11 protein-coding genes and 1 pseudogene are annotated in these 15,590 nt (G+C 70.0%); 5 read left to right on the forward strand and 7 right to left on the reverse strand.

Features of this window, described 5'->3' with window-relative positions:
• Positions 1-9 precede the first annotated feature (9 nt).
• The 3 genes and pseudogenes from F8566_RS19815 to F8566_RS19825 all read right to left on the reverse strand — a co-directional run bounded on the left by F8566_RS19815 (position 10) and on the right by F8566_RS19825 (position 2,652).
• Positions 10-950 (reverse strand): annotated as a pseudogene (locus F8566_RS19815) (IS481 family transposase).
• Between the two features lie 114 nt (positions 951-1,064).
• Positions 1,065-1,934, reverse strand: a complete 870-nt coding sequence (locus tag F8566_RS19820) for a class I SAM-dependent methyltransferase (RefSeq protein WP_151561945.1) — start codon at positions 1,932-1,934, stop codon at positions 1,065-1,067.
• Between the two features lie 127 nt (positions 1,935-2,061).
• The gene (locus F8566_RS19825; protein ID WP_225993343.1) at positions 2,062-2,652 is read right to left on the reverse strand and encodes a helix-turn-helix domain-containing protein; all 591 of its coding nucleotides are present in this window, start codon (positions 2,650-2,652) and stop codon (positions 2,062-2,064) included.
• A gap of 334 nt (positions 2,653-2,986) precedes the next feature.
• On the opposite strand from F8566_RS19825, the gene F8566_RS51350 reads away from it, so the two are divergent.
• Entirely contained in the window at positions 2,987-3,472 is a 486-nt protein-coding gene (locus F8566_RS51350) for a hypothetical protein (protein WP_225993378.1), read from the forward strand.
• A gap of 138 nt (positions 3,473-3,610) precedes the next feature.
• Positions 3,611-5,200: an MFS transporter gene (locus F8566_RS19835; protein ID WP_151561949.1), complete on the forward strand. Its 1,590-nt coding sequence runs from the start codon at positions 3,611-3,613 to the stop codon at positions 5,198-5,200.
• A gap of 259 nt (positions 5,201-5,459) precedes the next feature.
• Here the strand turns inward: F8566_RS19835 and F8566_RS19840 are convergent, their stop codons facing one another.
• From F8566_RS19840 to F8566_RS19850, 3 genes are all read right to left on the reverse strand, one after another.
• Positions 5,460-6,938, reverse strand: a complete 1,479-nt coding sequence (locus tag F8566_RS19840) for an RNA polymerase sigma factor (RefSeq protein WP_151561951.1) — start codon at positions 6,936-6,938, stop codon at positions 5,460-5,462.
• A 497-nt stretch (positions 6,939-7,435) separates the two neighbouring features.
• Complete coding sequence (locus tag F8566_RS19845; protein ID WP_151561953.1) at positions 7,436-8,935, reverse strand: RNA polymerase sigma factor; 1,500 nt, start codon at positions 8,933-8,935, stop codon at positions 7,436-7,438.
• Between the two features lie 496 nt (positions 8,936-9,431).
• Positions 9,432-11,588, reverse strand: coding sequence for a substrate-binding and VWA domain-containing protein (locus tag F8566_RS19850; RefSeq protein WP_264159352.1), 2,157 nt, complete (start codon positions 11,586-11,588; stop codon positions 9,432-9,434).
• A 105-nt stretch (positions 11,589-11,693) separates the two neighbouring features.
• On the opposite strand from F8566_RS19850, the gene F8566_RS49950 reads away from it, so the two are divergent.
• The 3 genes from F8566_RS49950 (at position 11,694) to F8566_RS19860 (ending at position 14,221) form a co-directional block, all read left to right on the forward strand.
• Positions 11,694-12,029, forward strand: coding sequence for a hypothetical protein (locus F8566_RS49950; protein ID WP_192809788.1), 336 nt, complete (start codon positions 11,694-11,696; stop codon positions 12,027-12,029).
• Positions 12,030-12,353: 324 nt separating this feature from the next.
• Positions 12,354-13,388 carry an endonuclease/exonuclease/phosphatase family protein gene (locus F8566_RS19855; RefSeq protein ID WP_225993344.1) on the forward strand — a complete coding sequence of 345 codons (1,035 nt, stop codon included), beginning with the start codon at positions 12,354-12,356 and terminating at the stop codon, positions 13,386-13,388.
• A gap of 17 nt (positions 13,389-13,405) precedes the next feature.
• Positions 13,406-14,221 (forward strand): TrmH family RNA methyltransferase, encoded by an 816-nt coding sequence (locus tag F8566_RS19860; RefSeq protein ID WP_225993345.1) that lies wholly within the window; start codon positions 13,406-13,408, stop codon positions 14,219-14,221.
• A 216-nt stretch (positions 14,222-14,437) separates the two neighbouring features.
• Here the strand turns inward: F8566_RS19860 and F8566_RS19865 are convergent, their stop codons facing one another.
• Positions 14,438-15,229 (reverse strand): hypothetical protein, encoded by a 792-nt coding sequence (locus F8566_RS19865; protein WP_151561955.1) that lies wholly within the window; start codon positions 15,227-15,229, stop codon positions 14,438-14,440.
• Positions 15,230-15,590 lie beyond the last annotated feature (361 nt).

Below are 15,590 nucleotides of genomic sequence, written 5' to 3' on the forward strand. Positions count from 1 at the left end.
GCTGCAGGACTAACTGTATTGACCCGCAGGGTTTGCTGACGCGACTGATGGGTGGTTGACCATCGAGTGCGGTGTGGCATCGGTGGTGGTTGCAGGTGTGGAGGAAGTCCGCCAGGGCTTTGGTGCGTTCGGCGTTGCTGGAATACGGGCGTACGTAGGCCCACTCGTCGAGCAGGGTGCGATTTGGGCGCTCGACCTTGCCGTTCGTCTGCGGGCGATAGGGGCGCGTGCGCTTATGGGTGATCCCGGCGGCGCTGAGAGTCTGGGCGAATAGCCGGGATCTGTAGCAGGAGCCGTTGTCTGTGAGGACGCGCTCGACGGTGATGCCGTGCGCGGCGAAGAAGGCGTTCGCGCGCTGCCAGAATGCGGAGGCGGTCTCCTTGCGTTCGTCGGTCAGGACCTCGCTGTAGGCGAGCCGGGAGTGATCGTCGATGGCTGTGTGGACGAAGCTGTAGCCGATCGCGGGGCTGCCGCCCCTGGCGGGCGTCGTTTGTGGCCTGCCGGTTGCTGGTTGCCTGTTGGCGGGGCATGATCCGGTATCCGCCACCGTCGGGGATGTTGCCGAGCTTCTTGATGTCGACGTGGACCAGTTCGCCGGGACGCTCGTGTTCGTAGCGGCGGATGATCTGGCCGGTGGGCCGGTCCATCCAGCGCAGTCGGTTCAGCTGGTGGCGGGTCAGGACGCGATGGACCGTCGAGCTGGGTATGCCCAGGATCGGACCGATGCGTGCGGGACCGAGTTTACGGTCGCGCCGGAGCTCGCAGATGCGGTCCTCGATGTGGGCGGAGGTGCGGTGTGGTGTGGTCAGGGGGCGACTGGAGCGGTCATGCAGCCCCTGATCGCCTTCGGCTCACCAGCGGCGGACCCATGTGTGGGCTGTGGTGCGGGAGATGCCCATTTCGTCGGCGACGTGGGCGATGGGCCTGCCGGCGCAGACACGGAAGTGCAGGGCTACCTCTCGGTTCCTGCGAACGTGCCTCGGCCGATGGTCGTTGGTCACCCCGTCAACCACCGCCCGGGGGCCCAGCGGCGGGCCCGCCCTGGCGGGAGGAACCATCCGTGGTCAATTACGGCGGGCGGCCCAGACGGTGCGCTCGGTGCGTACCGTCAGGTCGTCGCGGCGCGCGATGCTGTGCGGGCTGCTGGTGTCGAGGAGCCGGTCGAGTGCGGTGAGGTCCTCGGAGGAGAGTCTGTCTGCGATGACGCTGCGGATGCGCTGCAGGACGCCGGTGGCGTAGCGGCCGATCGCTTCGCTGCGGGCGCCGTCGAGATTCACGGCGATGGTGCGTTCGCCCTCGATGGTGAATCCGGCGGCGGTCAGCATCGGGCCCCAGTCGGCGCCGCGGTGCGGCATGTGTTCGGCTTGGCGGCGGTCGGCTGCGGCGTGGACGCGCTCTTCCAGGCCGGGCCGTTCTGCGGGGGCGTCCGCGGGCAGGAAGCGGGGGTGGCCGGCCAGTTCGACGACGGCGAACAGGCCGCCCGGCGCGAGCGTGTCGTGGACGCTGCGCAGTGCGCGGTCGGGGTCGGCCATGTGGTGCATCGAGGCCGATGCCCAGACCAGGTCCGGTGAGCCGAGGTCGGGCCAGGCGGCTTCGTCGAGGTCGGCTTGCACGGTGCGTACGCGCTCCTGGACGCCGAGGGTGCATGCCTTGGTGCGCAGCCGCTGAAGGTGTTCGGCGGAGGTGTCGACGGCGGTGACGTGCGCGTCGGGGAAGCGGTCGATGAGGGCGAAGGTGCCCGCGCCCGTGCCGCAGCCCAGGTCCACGATGTGGTGTGGGACGGTCTGCAGCGGCAGCCATGCGGTGATGGAGGCGGTGTGCTCGGCGAGTACTTCGGCGTCCAGGTCGAGGATCTCCGCCTGGCCCTCCATTTGCTCGTGGTGGTGACCGTGCGAAGCGCCGTGGTGGGGGGTGTGCGTGTGTGCGTGGTTCATGCTCTTCACGCTAAGACGGATATGCGCCTGCGGCACGCAGTGTCCCTGTTTACGCAAGATGATGGTCGGGGGTGCTGCCCGACGCGCAAGAGGTCGCGCCGTGGGGGCCGACGCGCGGCCCGCGCGATCATTCGGGAGCGCCCTGGATGTCATCGCCGCTGTCGCTCTGGTGGCCGCGGCGGGCGTCGCGGTCGAAGATGCCCAGGATCTCGCAGGGCCCACCCTCGGCGCCGATCGCGTGCGGCATCATCGTGGGGAATTCGGCGGCTTGGTTGGTCTCGAGTCGGACGCGGCGGTGGCCGAGCATGAGGATCGCGGTGCCGGACAGGACGACGAGCCATTCACGCCCCGGGTGCGCACGCATGCGCGCCGGGTTCTCGGGGGGCGGTTCGGTCATGCGCTGGCGCACCACGCTCATCCCGGGGTCGGCCTTGATGGTCCAGCGCATCCGACCGTGGGTGCTGTCGATCGTCGGGCTTGTGACGACGTCGTCGGTGGCAGTCTCCACGAGCTGATCCAGCGTCGTATCCAGGGCGCGGGCGAGGGTGACCAGCTGGTCCAGTGCGAGGCGGCGCTGGCCGTTCTCGATGCGGCTCAGCGAGGACTGGCTGAGGTGGGCGCGGGAGGCCAACTCCTCCAGAGACCAGCCCTGCGCTACCCGCAAGGCACGGATGCGTTTGCGTACGAGGCTGTCCAGATCCCCATATTCTTGCGTCATGGGCAACATTGTATGCCTTGGCGGCAAGCCGGGCTTAGCGTCGTATGCAGATGGTCCGCAACATCTGGACCAGTGCACGAGGAAAGGCAGGAGGCCATGGCTGTGACAACTGCTCCGTACGCGAGTGACGCACTGCCCGGTGGGACCGTCGACGTGGCGGTGATCGGTGGGGGCGCCGCGGGTCTGAACGGTGCGCTGATGCTCGCCCGCTCCCGCCGCTCGGTCGTCGTGATCGACAGCGGTTCACCGCGCAACGCGGCGGCAGAGGCCATGCACGGCTTCATCGTTCTGGACGACACCCCGCCCTTGAGATCCTTCGGCGGGCCGGGAGCAGGTGCGCCAGTACGGAGGGCGCGTCGTCTTCGGCGAGGTGGCCTCGGCCGAGCCCGCCGCCCCGTCGACGGACGGAGATCTGCGGTTAACCATCACCCTGGCCGACGGTCAGAACGTGACCGCGCGCCGGGTCCTGGTGGCCACCGGCCTCAAGGACGTACTGTCCGAGGTCCCCGGCCTCGCCGAGCACTGGGGCCACGGTGTGGTGCACTGCCCGTACTGCCACGGCTGGGAGGTCCGCGATGAGCCCATCGGCGTCCTCGCCGCCGGCCCGGCCTCCATCGGCCACGCACTCCTGTTCCGGCAGCTGACCGAGGACCTGGTCTATTTCACCCAGGGCATTGACCTGGATGAGGCCACCCGCGCCCGCTTCGCCGCCCGCGACATCCGCATCGCCCTGGCCGGCGCCCACATCAACAGCCTGCTGGCCACCACAGACACCGACGCGGCCCTCGCCACAGCCCAGGGCGGAATCCCCGCTCCCTGAAATCCCGACGCGGCACCGGACCACCGCTCGACCGCACCCGGCGATGCGCGTGACGGCCCGGGCCCCGCCCGCCCTCCTTCATCCGGCGACCGGCTCTGCTCCGTCGCCGACTCAGCATGTCCATTTTGAGAGGAATCCATGAGTACGAACCAGCCCGTACAGGCCACGCAGGCGGCGGCGGGTGCCCCTGACGCGCCTCAGCTGCGCTCGATCCTGATCGCCGTCTCGATCGCCCTGATGGCGGTCATCGCCTCGGTGACCGGGCTGAACGTCGCGCAGACCCACATGGCCGTGGAATTCGGTGCCTCCCAGAGCACGGTCTTGTGGATCATCAACATCTACACCCTTGCCCTGGCCGCGCTGCTGCTGCCGCTCGGCGCCCTGGGTGACCGCATGGGCCGCAAGCCCATGCTCGTTGCCGGGCTGGCAGTCTTCGGCATCGCAAGCATTGTGGCGGGCCTGGCCCCCACAGCGGAGGTGATGCTCGCCGCGCGGGTGGTCAGCGGTATCGGCGCCGCGATGATCATGCCGGTCACGCTGGCCGTCATCACCTCCACCTTCCCCGAAGAGCAGCGCGGCAAGGCGATCGGCGTGTGGACCGGCGTCGCCGGAGGCGGCGGCATCCTGGGCATGTTCCTCGCCGCGCTCCTCGTCGACGTCGCCGACTGGCGCTGGCTGTTCACCCTGCCGGTGATCCTGATCCTGGTGGCCCTGGCCATGACGCTGAAGTCGGTTCCCAACTCCCGCGAGACCTCGGCCCACCGATTCGATACCGTTGGCGCCCTGGTCTCCACCATCGCCGTGACCGGCCTCATCTTCGTCCTGCAGGAAGGTCCCGAACGCGGCTGGACTGCGCCCGCGACACTGATCAGCCTGACCGTCGGGCTCGTCGCCGCCGTCGGCTTCGTGGTCTGGGAGCTGCACCGCCGTGACGCCTCACTGCTGGACGTGCGACTGTTCCGGGAGCGCGGGCTTTCGGGCGGCTCGCTCACGCTGCTGGTGGTCTTCGGTGTCCAGGCGGGCATCGGCGTGGTCCTCTTCCCGTTCTTCCAGGCCGTACTCGGCTGGTCGGGTCTGCTGTCCACGGTCGCGATGATGCCTATGGCCCTCGCGATGATGATGGCTTCCGGCCTGGCCCCCAAGCTGGCCGCAGGGGTCGGCGCACGCTCGACCATGGTGGTGGGCATCGCACTGGCCGGCGTCGGCATGGCGCTCATGGCCCTGTTCGTCTCCGTCAAGGGGGGCTACCTGTCCGTCCTGCCCGGCCTGCTCGCCATGGGCGTCGGCATGGGCCTGTCGATGACCCCGTCCACGGAGGCCATCACCGCCTCTCTGCCGCGTGAGAAGCAGGGTGTCGCTTCCGCCCTCAACGACGTCACCCGCGAGTTCGGCACCGCACTCGGCGTCGCCCTGCTCGGCGCGCTCGTGTCCGCCGGCTACCGCAGCGCCATCGACGACAGGCTGCACGGCATCCCCCAGGGCGCCGCGGACACCGCCCGGGAAGGCGTCGCCAACGCCGTCGAGGCGGCGGGCAGCACGGGCCCGCGCGCACAGGACCTGCTCCAGGCAGCCCACCAGTCCTTCGTCGACGGCTGGCAGCAGGCCATGTGGGCAGGCGCCGCCATCATGGGCACCCTACTCGTCTACATCACCTTCCGCGGCCCCAGGAACACACCCTCCGCAGTCGCGGACCAGGCAGACCCCGCTGAGGCTGTCTCCGCTGGCTGACCGCACAAGAGCCGGGCCACAGCCGGAAGCAAAGGACAGAACCACCCCGCCCACTGTCAACAACGCTCGTGGTCAATACAACTAACGGGACGGCTGCGGCGTTGACGGGACGGCTACTGCGTGACCGGAACGGCTGCGGCGTTGGTCTGGCGTGGGTGGGTGGCTGAGCGGTTAGTGAGCGCGGGCGGTTGAACGGGGGCGGCGGGGGCGCCTTGCTGGGGGAGAGAGGGCCAGTGGGCGCCCCCGCCGCGGTAGGGGGTTAGCAGTAGGAGACTTGGGCGGCGCCGCCTGGGGCGAACGAGACCGTTCCACTTTTTCGGCCCCAGCAAAGGCTGTTGGTGCGCGACACCGTGACACCGACCGACTGGCCCTTGAGCAGACGGCCTGAGCCACCGGCGCGGAGCTCGCCCGAGGTGCCGGTGACGCGCCAGTTCACCGGGCCGCCGACCGCGGTGATCCGGACGGCGCAGGAGCGGTCCAAGCCCATGTTGCAGCCGGACACCACCAGCGAACCCGGCTGCGGCGGTGCGGGAGGAGGCGGGTTACGGGGTTCCGAAGGCGGCGTACTCTGCCCCGGCGGCTGTGACGGGGTCTTGGACGGCGACTTGCTGGGCGTGGGGCTCGTGGTGGTGGGAGACGGCGTCGTGGACGTCGAGGACGCGGTCGGCAGCGGAGTTTCGCCAGGAGGCGTCTGGTCTGGCGGGGAGGACGGGGGTTCCTGGCCGGACGACGGCGGGGGAGAGGCCGATTTGGCGCCGGAGTCACCACCTGAGAAGACGGTCACCGCCCCGGCGATCAGGGCGACGAGGGCGAGCGCGCCACCGATCGCGAGGAGCGGGACCTTCCGGCGGGCGGGCTCGCGATCGCGAACGGGGCCGGGCCGGTACGGGACCGGCCAGCCTCGTTCGTCGAACGGCTCGGCCAGCGCCGCCACGCTGCGCCGTGCATCGGCCCGTTCCGGAGTCGTTGCGGCCGTCAGCACGTCCAGCCGCAGATCCCCTGGGATCGCCGCGATGGGCAGCACGGCCATCAGCCGGTCCACCGGGAGCCGAGGCGTCTCGCGCGAGCTGCAGGTCGGGCAGCTCGCCACGTGCCGGACGAGGGACTGGGAGGTTTGCGGAGGCAACGGCCACGATTCGGTGAGCGCGGAGACGCTGGGGCAGTCCTCCCAGTGGTTCTGCGCGATCAGCGCGGCCCGGAGCGCCGCGTCGAGGTCGGCCTGGGCCTCGGCGAGGATGAATTCCATCTCGCTGAGAGAGACGCCGAAGATCCCGGCCATGTCGGCCGCGTCGAGCTCGTGACGAACCGAGAGGTCGATCGCCTCGCGCTGCCGTCCGTTGAGTGCGCCCAGCGCGCTGTGGGCGAGCGCCCTGCGTTCCGTACGGCGCACCAGTTGCTCTGCGGTGAGGTCGCCGTCCTCGGCCTCGGGTGCCTCCTGACCGGTGTGCCTGTTCGGTTCGTCCCGCCGCCGCATGCTCTCCTTGCGGGCGAGCGCGTACAGCCAGCCGCGCAGCCGTTCCGGCTCCTGCAACCCCGCCACGTGCTCCCGCGCGGCGATCAGGCAGTGGCGCAGGGCCCCGGCCGCCTCGACCCGGTCGCGGAGCAGCCCGTGGCAATAGTCGAAGAGGAACGGCGCGTAGGTGTCGTAGACCTCGGTCAGCGCGATGACGTCACCCGCGCGCAGCGCGCCTGCGAGCCGGGGATCGTCGAACTGACCGGGACCGGATCCGCCGGCCACAGTTCCTCCCAGTGAATTGGTGGTGCTGGACGTGAGTCGTGCTGGACGTGCCCCCGGCGAGCCCCCGACGTTTGACGGCGGGCTCTGGTTGCCAGATCTTGCCACCTAATTCCTGAAAATTCTGCTTCTTGTGGGATTTGTGTGTCTGGAGAGGTACGGAGCGTGCGCGTTCCCCCAGATGGAGCAGCAGTAAGTGACCAGTGTGGCGAGCATCACGAGCAGCCCGGCGCCGATCACCGCTGCACGAACGCGGGCATGACTCGATCGAGCACGACGGCTTGGACGAGGCGCGAGCGTCGCAGGCGGGCAACCCGTTGGCCGTCGTTGAAGTGGGTGTTCCCACCCACGTGGTCGCTGCGTCCTGGTGGCCACGCCGAACGCCTAGACCGCAAGACGCCAGGATCAGCCGCACGCCGAGGTCAACATCGGGTCAGCCGGACCCTGGGATCTGCCGAACGCCGAGGTCAGCCCAACACCGGGTCAGCCCGAAACCGGGGTCAGCTGCCTTCAGGAGGCTCGCAGTCCCAGGTGACGGTCGCGGAGCCGCTGGGGGAGAAGCGGACGGTGCCGGAGCCTGGCTCGGTGCAGTCGGACGGGCGGGACGCCGTGACGCTGGAGGAGCCGCCCCTGCCGAGCTGTCCACGGCCGCTTGCCGAGACGCCGCCGCTCGTGCCGGTGACGGACCAGAAGACCTCGCCGCCAACCGCGCGCACGCTGATTGGACAGGACGATTCGCCCACCTTGATGGCGCAGCCGCCCACGGAGAGGGTGCCACGGCGCTCGGGAGACTTCGACGGTGGCTTGGGCTTGCGGGACCGGGTGGGAGTCGGCGTCGGGGTTGGGGACGGGGTCGGCGTCGACGTGGTGGGGGTGGGGGTCGGCGTCGGGGTCGGTGATTCCGTCGGATCCTCGGACTCAGTCGGTTCCGGGGACTCAGACGGTGACTCGGACGGGTCAGGCGCGGAGGTCGTGCTTTCGGGGGCGTTCGCCCCGGCGCGGTCGCTGCCGCCGCCCGGCAGCCACATGAAGGCGCCCGCGACGATGAGGAGCACCACGGTCGCCGCGGCGACCGCGGGCAGGAGCCCGGGGGGCTTCGAGCGGCGCTTCTGGGTCTCGCGCGGACTCGGCTGCTCCACCGGGACCGGCCAGCCCCAGGTGTCGAACGGTTCGGCGCGCTGGGCGATCATCGCGAGATCGTCCCTCAGCGCGGGGACGAAGGCGGTCTGCAGAATGTGGGAGCGCAGGTCCGCGGGCATGAGCGCCACCGGCAGGTCCTGGAGCAGCCGTCCGGTGGAGATGTTGCGGTCACGCCGGCTCGTGCACGTCGGGCATGTCTCGATGTGCCGGATCAGCTTGCGGCTCACAGCCGGCGTGAGCGGCCACCCCCCGTCGTACACGAGGGCTGCGACGCTCGGGCACTCGTCGCGGCCGTCGCGTGCGACCAGAGCCGCGGCCAGCGCGTCGTCCAGGCGACGCCGGGCCTCGGCGACGAGATCGGTGGCCTCCTGCGCGTTGACGCCCAGCACACCGCCGATCTCCGCCGCGTCCAGGTCGTGCCGCAGGAGGAGGTCGAGTGCTTCGCGTTCGCGGCCGCGCAGCCCGGACAGGGCGCTGTGAACGAGCTGCCGGGCCTCCAAGCGCATGGCGCGTTCGTCGGCGTCGAGGAAGACGTCCTCGACCTCGGGGGCCTCCACGCGTTCGGTGGGGCGCTCCGGGTCCTGGAGGCGCCGCAGGCACTCGTTCCGGATCAGCGCGTACAGCCAGCTGCGAAACCGCTCCGGTTCGCGGAGGTGACCGATGTGGGCGTACGCGGCGATGAACGCGTCGTGCAGCGCGCCGGCGGCCGTCTCCTGGTCTCGCAGCAGCGCGTGGCAGTAGTCGTAGAGGCGGGCCGAATAGCGATCGACGATGTAGGCCAGCGCGTCTGATTCACCGGCGGCGAGGGACAGGGCCAGCCGCTGGTCGTCCTGCCGGTCGAGCTTGGGCCAAGCGGACACGTGGGTCCTCCCGCGTGCTGAGACGTCAGCCGGCGCGGCCCGGGAGGCCGCGCCATATGGTGCCGTGTTCCAGGAAGCTATCGTGCTCCGGCCCTCGGGAGGGCCGCCCCCGGAGGGGACCGCCCTTCGATCGGACCGTCCCCGCTAGGGCCGCCTTGGGAGCCGCCCTTGATGGGCTGATCCACCCCCGCCACGGGTCAGGGGGGTGTAAGGAGGCCCGACGGCCCCGCTCCCCGTCGGGCCTCCACCTAGATTGACGAGCGACCCCGCCGACCGGTTGACACGGTTTCTGAACTAATCTCCCCGATTTGTTCCGGGCTGCTCGCACGCCACCCGGCGCACTCCCTCATCACTCCCCGTACTCCACCCCTCCTGGCCTTCCGGCTCACTCAAACTCCCAGATCACCGGGCCTTCCAGTCCGCTGCACGCTGAGGGTCGACGAACGGTGCGGGCCCCGGGGACTTTCGTCTCCGGGGCCCGCGGTGGTGGCCGGCTCTACTGGGTGATACGGCGGGAGAGCATGCGGAGGAAGATCTTGGCGATCTCCTGCGGGTTCCTGGCGACCTGGACGCTGCCGTGGGTGAGCTCGGCGATCGGCTCCATCTCGCTCGTGTCGACGTTGTCGCCGATGCCGATCATGTTGACCTGGATGGGCTTGTTCGGGTCGATCATGCCGCGCAGGCGCCGCATGGTCTCCTTGAACGTGGGGCCGCCCGGGTCGTCATTGCCCTTGCCGTCGGTCAGCAGCAGGATCGAGTTGCCGAACTCCGGCTTGTAGGTGCGGTTCATCTCCTTGTACGCGGCCATGAGCGTCTCGAAGAGTCCCGTGTCGCCGGTGACCTTGGGCTTCGACGCGCTCAGCGACGACAAGACCAGGTCGCGGCGCTTGATCGAGCCGATGCGCTCGCCGAGCGGGCCGACCTGGACCACGGGCTTCCAGTCCTGGTTGCCCACGAGCTTCGTCGAGAACTCCCAGACGCCCAGCTCGGTGTCGTCCGACATCATGCTGAGGCCGCCCTGCGCGGTCTTCGCGGTGGCCTGGAGCCGGGTCACGCCGGGCGCCATCTCCTCGGCCATCGTGCCGGAGACGTCGAACAGGGTCAGGATGCGGAGGCCCAGCGACAACCGCGACCAGGCCTGCATGATCTTCTGGACGTCGGCGTCCTTGGGCGTCGGCAGCTGGCGCGGGCGCGCCGGGCTGACGCCCGTGGCGTCGCCGAAGGTGTTCGGCGCCTTGCCGTCGGGTGTGCGGAAACCCAGCTGCCGGATGTCGTTCCGGGTGTCGTCGGTCGTCATCGCCTGTTCGAGCAGGCGCGCGGCCTTCTGCTTGTCGCCGTCGCCTGAGGTGACCGTGAACGGGTAGTCCATCGAGAGCGTGCCCTCGGTCGGGTACAACGCCACGGCCGGCTCGGCGGGATTGTTCTTGTTGAAGCTGTAGAGCGCCTGCTCGGACGACAGCGAGACCGGCTGCTTGCCCGTACGGCCCTTCCGGAACTGCGTGAACTGCGCGTTCACGGTCGGCACCGTGCTCTCCCGGACCGTGCGCACGATGCTCGTGAAGATCTCGTTCTGGTTCGGGTCGTTCGTCAGCAGCGTGTTGACGACCATGAGCCCGGTCATCCCGGCCGCGTTGCGGGACGGGTCGGGCACGAGCAGCTTGATCGCGTTCGCCGGGATCATCTGGTTCTTGGTCACGCCGCCGCCCGTGACGCCGCCGGCCACCTTGAGGAGGTTGTCCCAGGACGGCGTCGCGGTGACGCCCTGCTGCTTGAGCTGGATCGCGAGGGTACGGGGGAGCCCGACGATGAGAGGGCTGGAGGCCACCGAGGTCTTGGTGGTCTGGAGGTTCTGCTTGCCCTTGGACGTGCCCCGCACGAGCGAGGTCCACAGGGACGAGTCGGGGATCCACACGTCCGGGCGCTGGTTGCTGCCGGTCGCCACGCCCTGGCCGGACAGCAGCGTCGCCGCGGAGGCCGACTCGGTCTTGGCGACCTTGGCGGTGACGCACTTGCCGCCGACCTTGTGCCGCGCGCCGTTGAACCGTTCGGCCGCCTTCAGAACGGCGGGCGCGATGTCGGGCGAGGCCGCGACGTCGAGGTTGAGGGCGTCGCCGTCGCCGCAGCCGCCACCGCTCTCGGCGAACGCGTAGACGCCGACGCCAAGCAACAGAGCCAGGCCGACCGCGCCGGCCATCGGGCCGATCAGCGCGGTCGCGCTGCGCTTCTTGCGGCGCCGCCCGTACTCGCCGCTGCCGTAACCCCCGGAGCCGCCGCCGGAACCGCCACCCGAGCCGCCATAGCCGCCAGAGTCACCGGAACCGCCCGCGCGGCCACCGAAGAACCCGGTCGGGCGTTCGTCAGACCGGCTGATCGAGTCGTACTCCCCGTACGAACTGCCGGAACCACCGCCCGCACCTGACCCCGGGCCACCGCGCTCGGAGGGATGGGAGGCCGATTCCGAGCCGTACGCGCTCGCCGACGTGGAACCAGGGCGCCCGAGGCCGTAGCCGCCGGCGTCCGAAGCTCCGGTGAAGCCACCCGCTCCGTAGCCGGGCTCCTCCGACGGGCGTGGAGTGAACCACTCAGGCGCCTCAGAACCGCCCGAAGCGCGCGCGGCGCCATGGGAGCCCGATCCGCCTGCCGCACCATGCATGCCCGATCCGCCTGCCACACCATGCATGCCTGATCCGCCTGGCGTGCCGTGCTGTCCTGACGCACCGGGGATTCCCTGCTGGCCTGATGAAGCGCCCGGAGTCCCGTGCGACCCCGAACCGCCGGACGCCCCGTACGGGTCGGAGACACCGCCGCTGGCGCCCAGAGCACCATGCGAGCCCGAACCGCCACCTGGCACGCCACCCGGTCCGCCGCCCGGCACGCCACCAGGTGCGCCGCCTGGCCTGCCGACAGGCACGCCACCCGGTCCGCTGGATGCGGCGCCTGGTCCTCCGGCGACGGGCGCCCCGAGGGGATCGCCCGCCGTGCCGAGGCCGCCGGGACCGCCCGGCGCGGCGCCGGGGCCCGGACCGGGCTGCCCGTCGCGGGATCCGAACCAGTCGGAGGACCCGTCATTGGCCGGGCCGAAGACCGGCGTTGAGGGGTCGGCCCCACCGTCACCCGGCGTCCCCTCGGGGAAGTCGTTGCGATGACGTCCGCTCACGGCAGTCCTCGATTCACCAGAAACCCGTCGATGTTCCCCGGCACTGTAGTAGTACGACCCGGAGGTTACAAAGAGCTCAAATATGATAATGACGCAGGTCATGAGCGTACGTCTTGATAACTCATGCTTTGCACCATCCCCCTCACAGCCTGCAGCCGGAGCACCACTCGGCGGCGCGGCAACTCGGTGTGGACGCCGAACGTCAGTAGATCTAGGGGGTGCGTGCCCTGAGCGGCGCGCATTGAGGGGAGCGAGGTGCAGGTGGGGGAGACGACCACTGAGCCGACGACCGGTTCGCCGACCGGGGAGAACGGCGGATCGGGTCGCTGGCGCACCGCCGTGGCCTGGACCGCTGCCGGGGCCTGGGGCACATGGGCCCTGGTGAGGCTGGCCGGCGGTGATCGGCTCCCCGTCATTCAGGTGCCTGCCGCGCCGCTGCTCGCGCTGACCCCGTATGTGGCCGCCGCCGTGCCCGTTCCGATCATCGTGGCCTTGCTTCTGCGTCGATGGCGGGCGGCCGTCGTGGCCGGTGTGGTCGCCGCGGGCCTGCTCGTCGCCGTGGTGCCACGCGCGCTCGGTGGAGATCAGCCGTCCGCCGGAGGCCCGGTCGTCCGGGTATTGACCGCCAACCTCCTCTTCGGTGAAGCCGACCCCGCCCACCTCGTCGAACTCGTCCGCAAGACCCAGGCAGACGTCCTCAGCCTGCAAGAACTCCAGCCCGAAGACGTCGAACGCTACGAACGCGCCGGTCTGACGGCCCTCCTCCCGCACAAGACCCTCGACACACGATGGGGCGCGGCCGGATCTGGCCTTTACTCCCGCCACCCTTTGCGCGCGTTGCCTTCCCTTCCCCATACGCAAATGGCGATGCCGCAAGCCGAGATCACCCTCCCCGGAGGACGCCGCATCGAGGTGACCGCCGTACACCCCGTACCGCCGATCTCCTCCGAATCGTTCCGCCACTGGAAACGCGACCTCGACGCGCTCCCGGACGCCCGCCCCGAGCACGTCGCGTCGGCCGGTACCGCGAATCAGCCCGTACGGATCCTCGCGGGCGACTTCAATGCCACCCTCGACCACGCCAACCTGCGAGCCATCATCGACCGCGGCTACGCGGACGCCGCCGACCGCGCCGGCGCCGGGCTGGTGCCCACCTGGGGTACCACGGAGCCCCGGCCCCCCATCACGATCGACCACATCCTTGTCGACAACCGCTGCGCCGTGAGCAAGGTCGAGGTCCACGACCTGCCCCGCAGCGACCACCGGGCCGTCTTCGCCGAACTCCGCCTTCCTTGACCCGGCACAATTGAGGGGTGGCCCAGCTCGTCCCCATCTCCGACCCAGCCGATCCGCGGCTCGCCGATTTCGTGCGGCTCCGCGACATGAACCTGCGCAAGAGCCTTGAGGCGGAGCAGGGGCTGTTCATCGCGGAAGGCGAAAAGGTGATCCGCCGGGCAGTCGGCACCGGCTTCCCCGTCCGCTCGTTCCTGATGGCCCACCGCTGGCTGGAGCCCTTGTCCGACGTCCTCGACACGCTGGACGCCCCCGTCTACGTGGCCGACGACGCGACCGTCGAGGGCGTAGCGGGCTTCCAAGTCCACCGCGGCGCTCTTGCCTCCCTCGAACGCCTGCCCCTCCCCACCGTCGAGGACCTCGTCACCCGAGCACACCGCATCCTCGTCCTCGAAGACCTGGTCGACCACGCCAACGTCGGCGCGCTGTTCCGCTGCGCCGCCGCACTGGGAATCGAGGCCGTCGTGCTGTCGCCCCGCTGCGCGGATCCCCTCTACCGGCGGTCGATCAAGGTCTCGATGGGCGCGGTCTTCGCGATCCCGTACGCCCGCATGCCCAACTGGCACGAAGGCCTGGGCACGCTCCGTGCCTCAGGCTTCCGCCTGCTGGCCCTCACCCCCGACCAGGCGGCCGTCCCCCTGGACAAGGCCCCGATGGGCGAACGCGTCGCGCTCATGCTCGGCTCCGAGGGCGACGGGCTCTCGTCCCGCTGGCTGAACGAGGCGGACGAGGCGGTCTGTATCCCGATGAGCGCCACCGCCATGTCGAACGGCGTCGACTCCCTCAACGTGGTGGCCGCCGGCGCCATAGCCTGCCACGCCCTCCTCCGCCCCTGAACTCCGCTGTGACGCCGACTCAGCACGACGCTCAGACAAGCGCGCAGGACGGCGCGGCCTCGTTGATGGAGAGCGACGTTGATGGGGAGCGACGCTGCGGGACGGCGACGCTGCGGGACGGCGACGCTGATTGGGAGCGACGCTGCGGGGCGGCGACTGGCCGTTCTGCTGCGGCTCTGTGAGCGGTGCGCGGGCCGCGCCCTTACTTGCCCATCCTCACTTGCCGAAGACGCCGCGACGTGGGCGGCGGTGGTCACCCCGGGGACGGATCGGCGCGGCAGCCGGTCCGGTGCGGCGGCGGCCCAGGCGGAGCTGGGTCAGCAACAGCGAGAACGCGACCATCAGCGCGGCCAGCCAGGCCACCTGTGTGCTCGCCATCCGTTCGAACGTGAGGTCCTGGGCGACCGGGCGCTCGTTGCCGCGGAGACGGCTGTTGGGGCTCGGAGGCGCCGCGGCAGGGGCGAGTGAGGGAGACGGCTGCGCGATCGGCGGGAGGGCCACACGCGGGCTCTGGGTGCCGCTCGGGTTGAACGTGCCGTTCGGGCGCGGCGGCACGTACGGGGCGCTGTTGCCGCCGGAGTTACTCCCGTTGCTGCCGGAGTTGTTGCCGCTACCCGAGCCGCTGCCGCTCTTCCCGCTCTTGCCGTCGGATGGTCCGTCGCCGGAGTCCGGGGTGAGCGAAGGTGAAGGCGTCGGCTTCGGCGTCGGCTTCGGTGGCTTGGGCACCGTGTACGTGATCTTGATTGATCCGCGTGCATCGGTGGTGTCGGGTGCGCCGGCCCTGACGGTGAGTGTGACGATTGTCGTCTTCTTGAAGGTCTTGGGCAGAGTCACGCTCGAAAAGAACGTGTGACTCGAACCTTTGCTGAGCTTCTCTTCTGAGCAGGGGGCGGCCGCGTAGGGTGCCACACACTCGCCGCCCACCTTCGCCTTGGCATGGCTGGTCTTCACGCCAAGGACCTTGACCTTTGCAACCTCACCGCCGACCGCCGTGATGCGGGTGACCACGCGAACAGTGTCGCCCGGCTTTGGGGCCTGTGCCGTGGCGAGTCGTTCGATGGAGACCTCAAGAGAACCCTTCGGCTGTGCCTCGGGGGACTCGGGGTCGGACGGGGCGGCGGATGTCGATGTGGAGGTCTTCGGTGAGGGATCGTCGGCCCACGCAGGTATTCCGCCTGCGGCGACCAGTGCCGCCGTGCTGAGTCCTACGAAGATCGGTTTCCCTGCCGATCGGGAGAGCACAGCCCCCGCACCTCCGTCATGTCATCGTCGACCCGTCTGAGGCTCCCATCATTACCCGAGGGATCGCCACCGAAGCCATGCGAACATGGATCTAATGATCAATCAACCCCATGTCGCGTGAATTTCG

Source organism: Actinomadura rudentiformis, from assembly GCF_008923185.1.
In the GTDB taxonomy this organism is placed as follows: Bacteria; Actinomycetota; Actinomycetes; order Streptosporangiales; family Streptosporangiaceae; genus Spirillospora; species Spirillospora rudentiformis.

Bases quoted from the DNA above. Each gene is read 5' to 3' on its own strand.
- F8566_RS19835 (WP_151561949.1), top strand. From the start codon at position 3,611: ATGAGTACGAACCAGCCCGTACAGGCCACGCAGGCGGCGGCGGGTGCC.
- F8566_RS19820 (WP_151561945.1), bottom strand. From the start codon at position 1,934: ATGAACCACGCACACACGCACACCCCCCACCACGGCGCTTCGCACGGT.
- F8566_RS19825 (WP_225993343.1), bottom strand. From the start codon at position 2,652: ATGACGCAAGAATATGGGGATCTGGACAGCCTCGTACGCAAACGCATC.
- F8566_RS19850 (WP_264159352.1), bottom strand. From the start codon at position 11,588: ATGCATGGTGCGGCAGGCGGATCGGGCTCCCATGGCGCCGCGCGCGCT.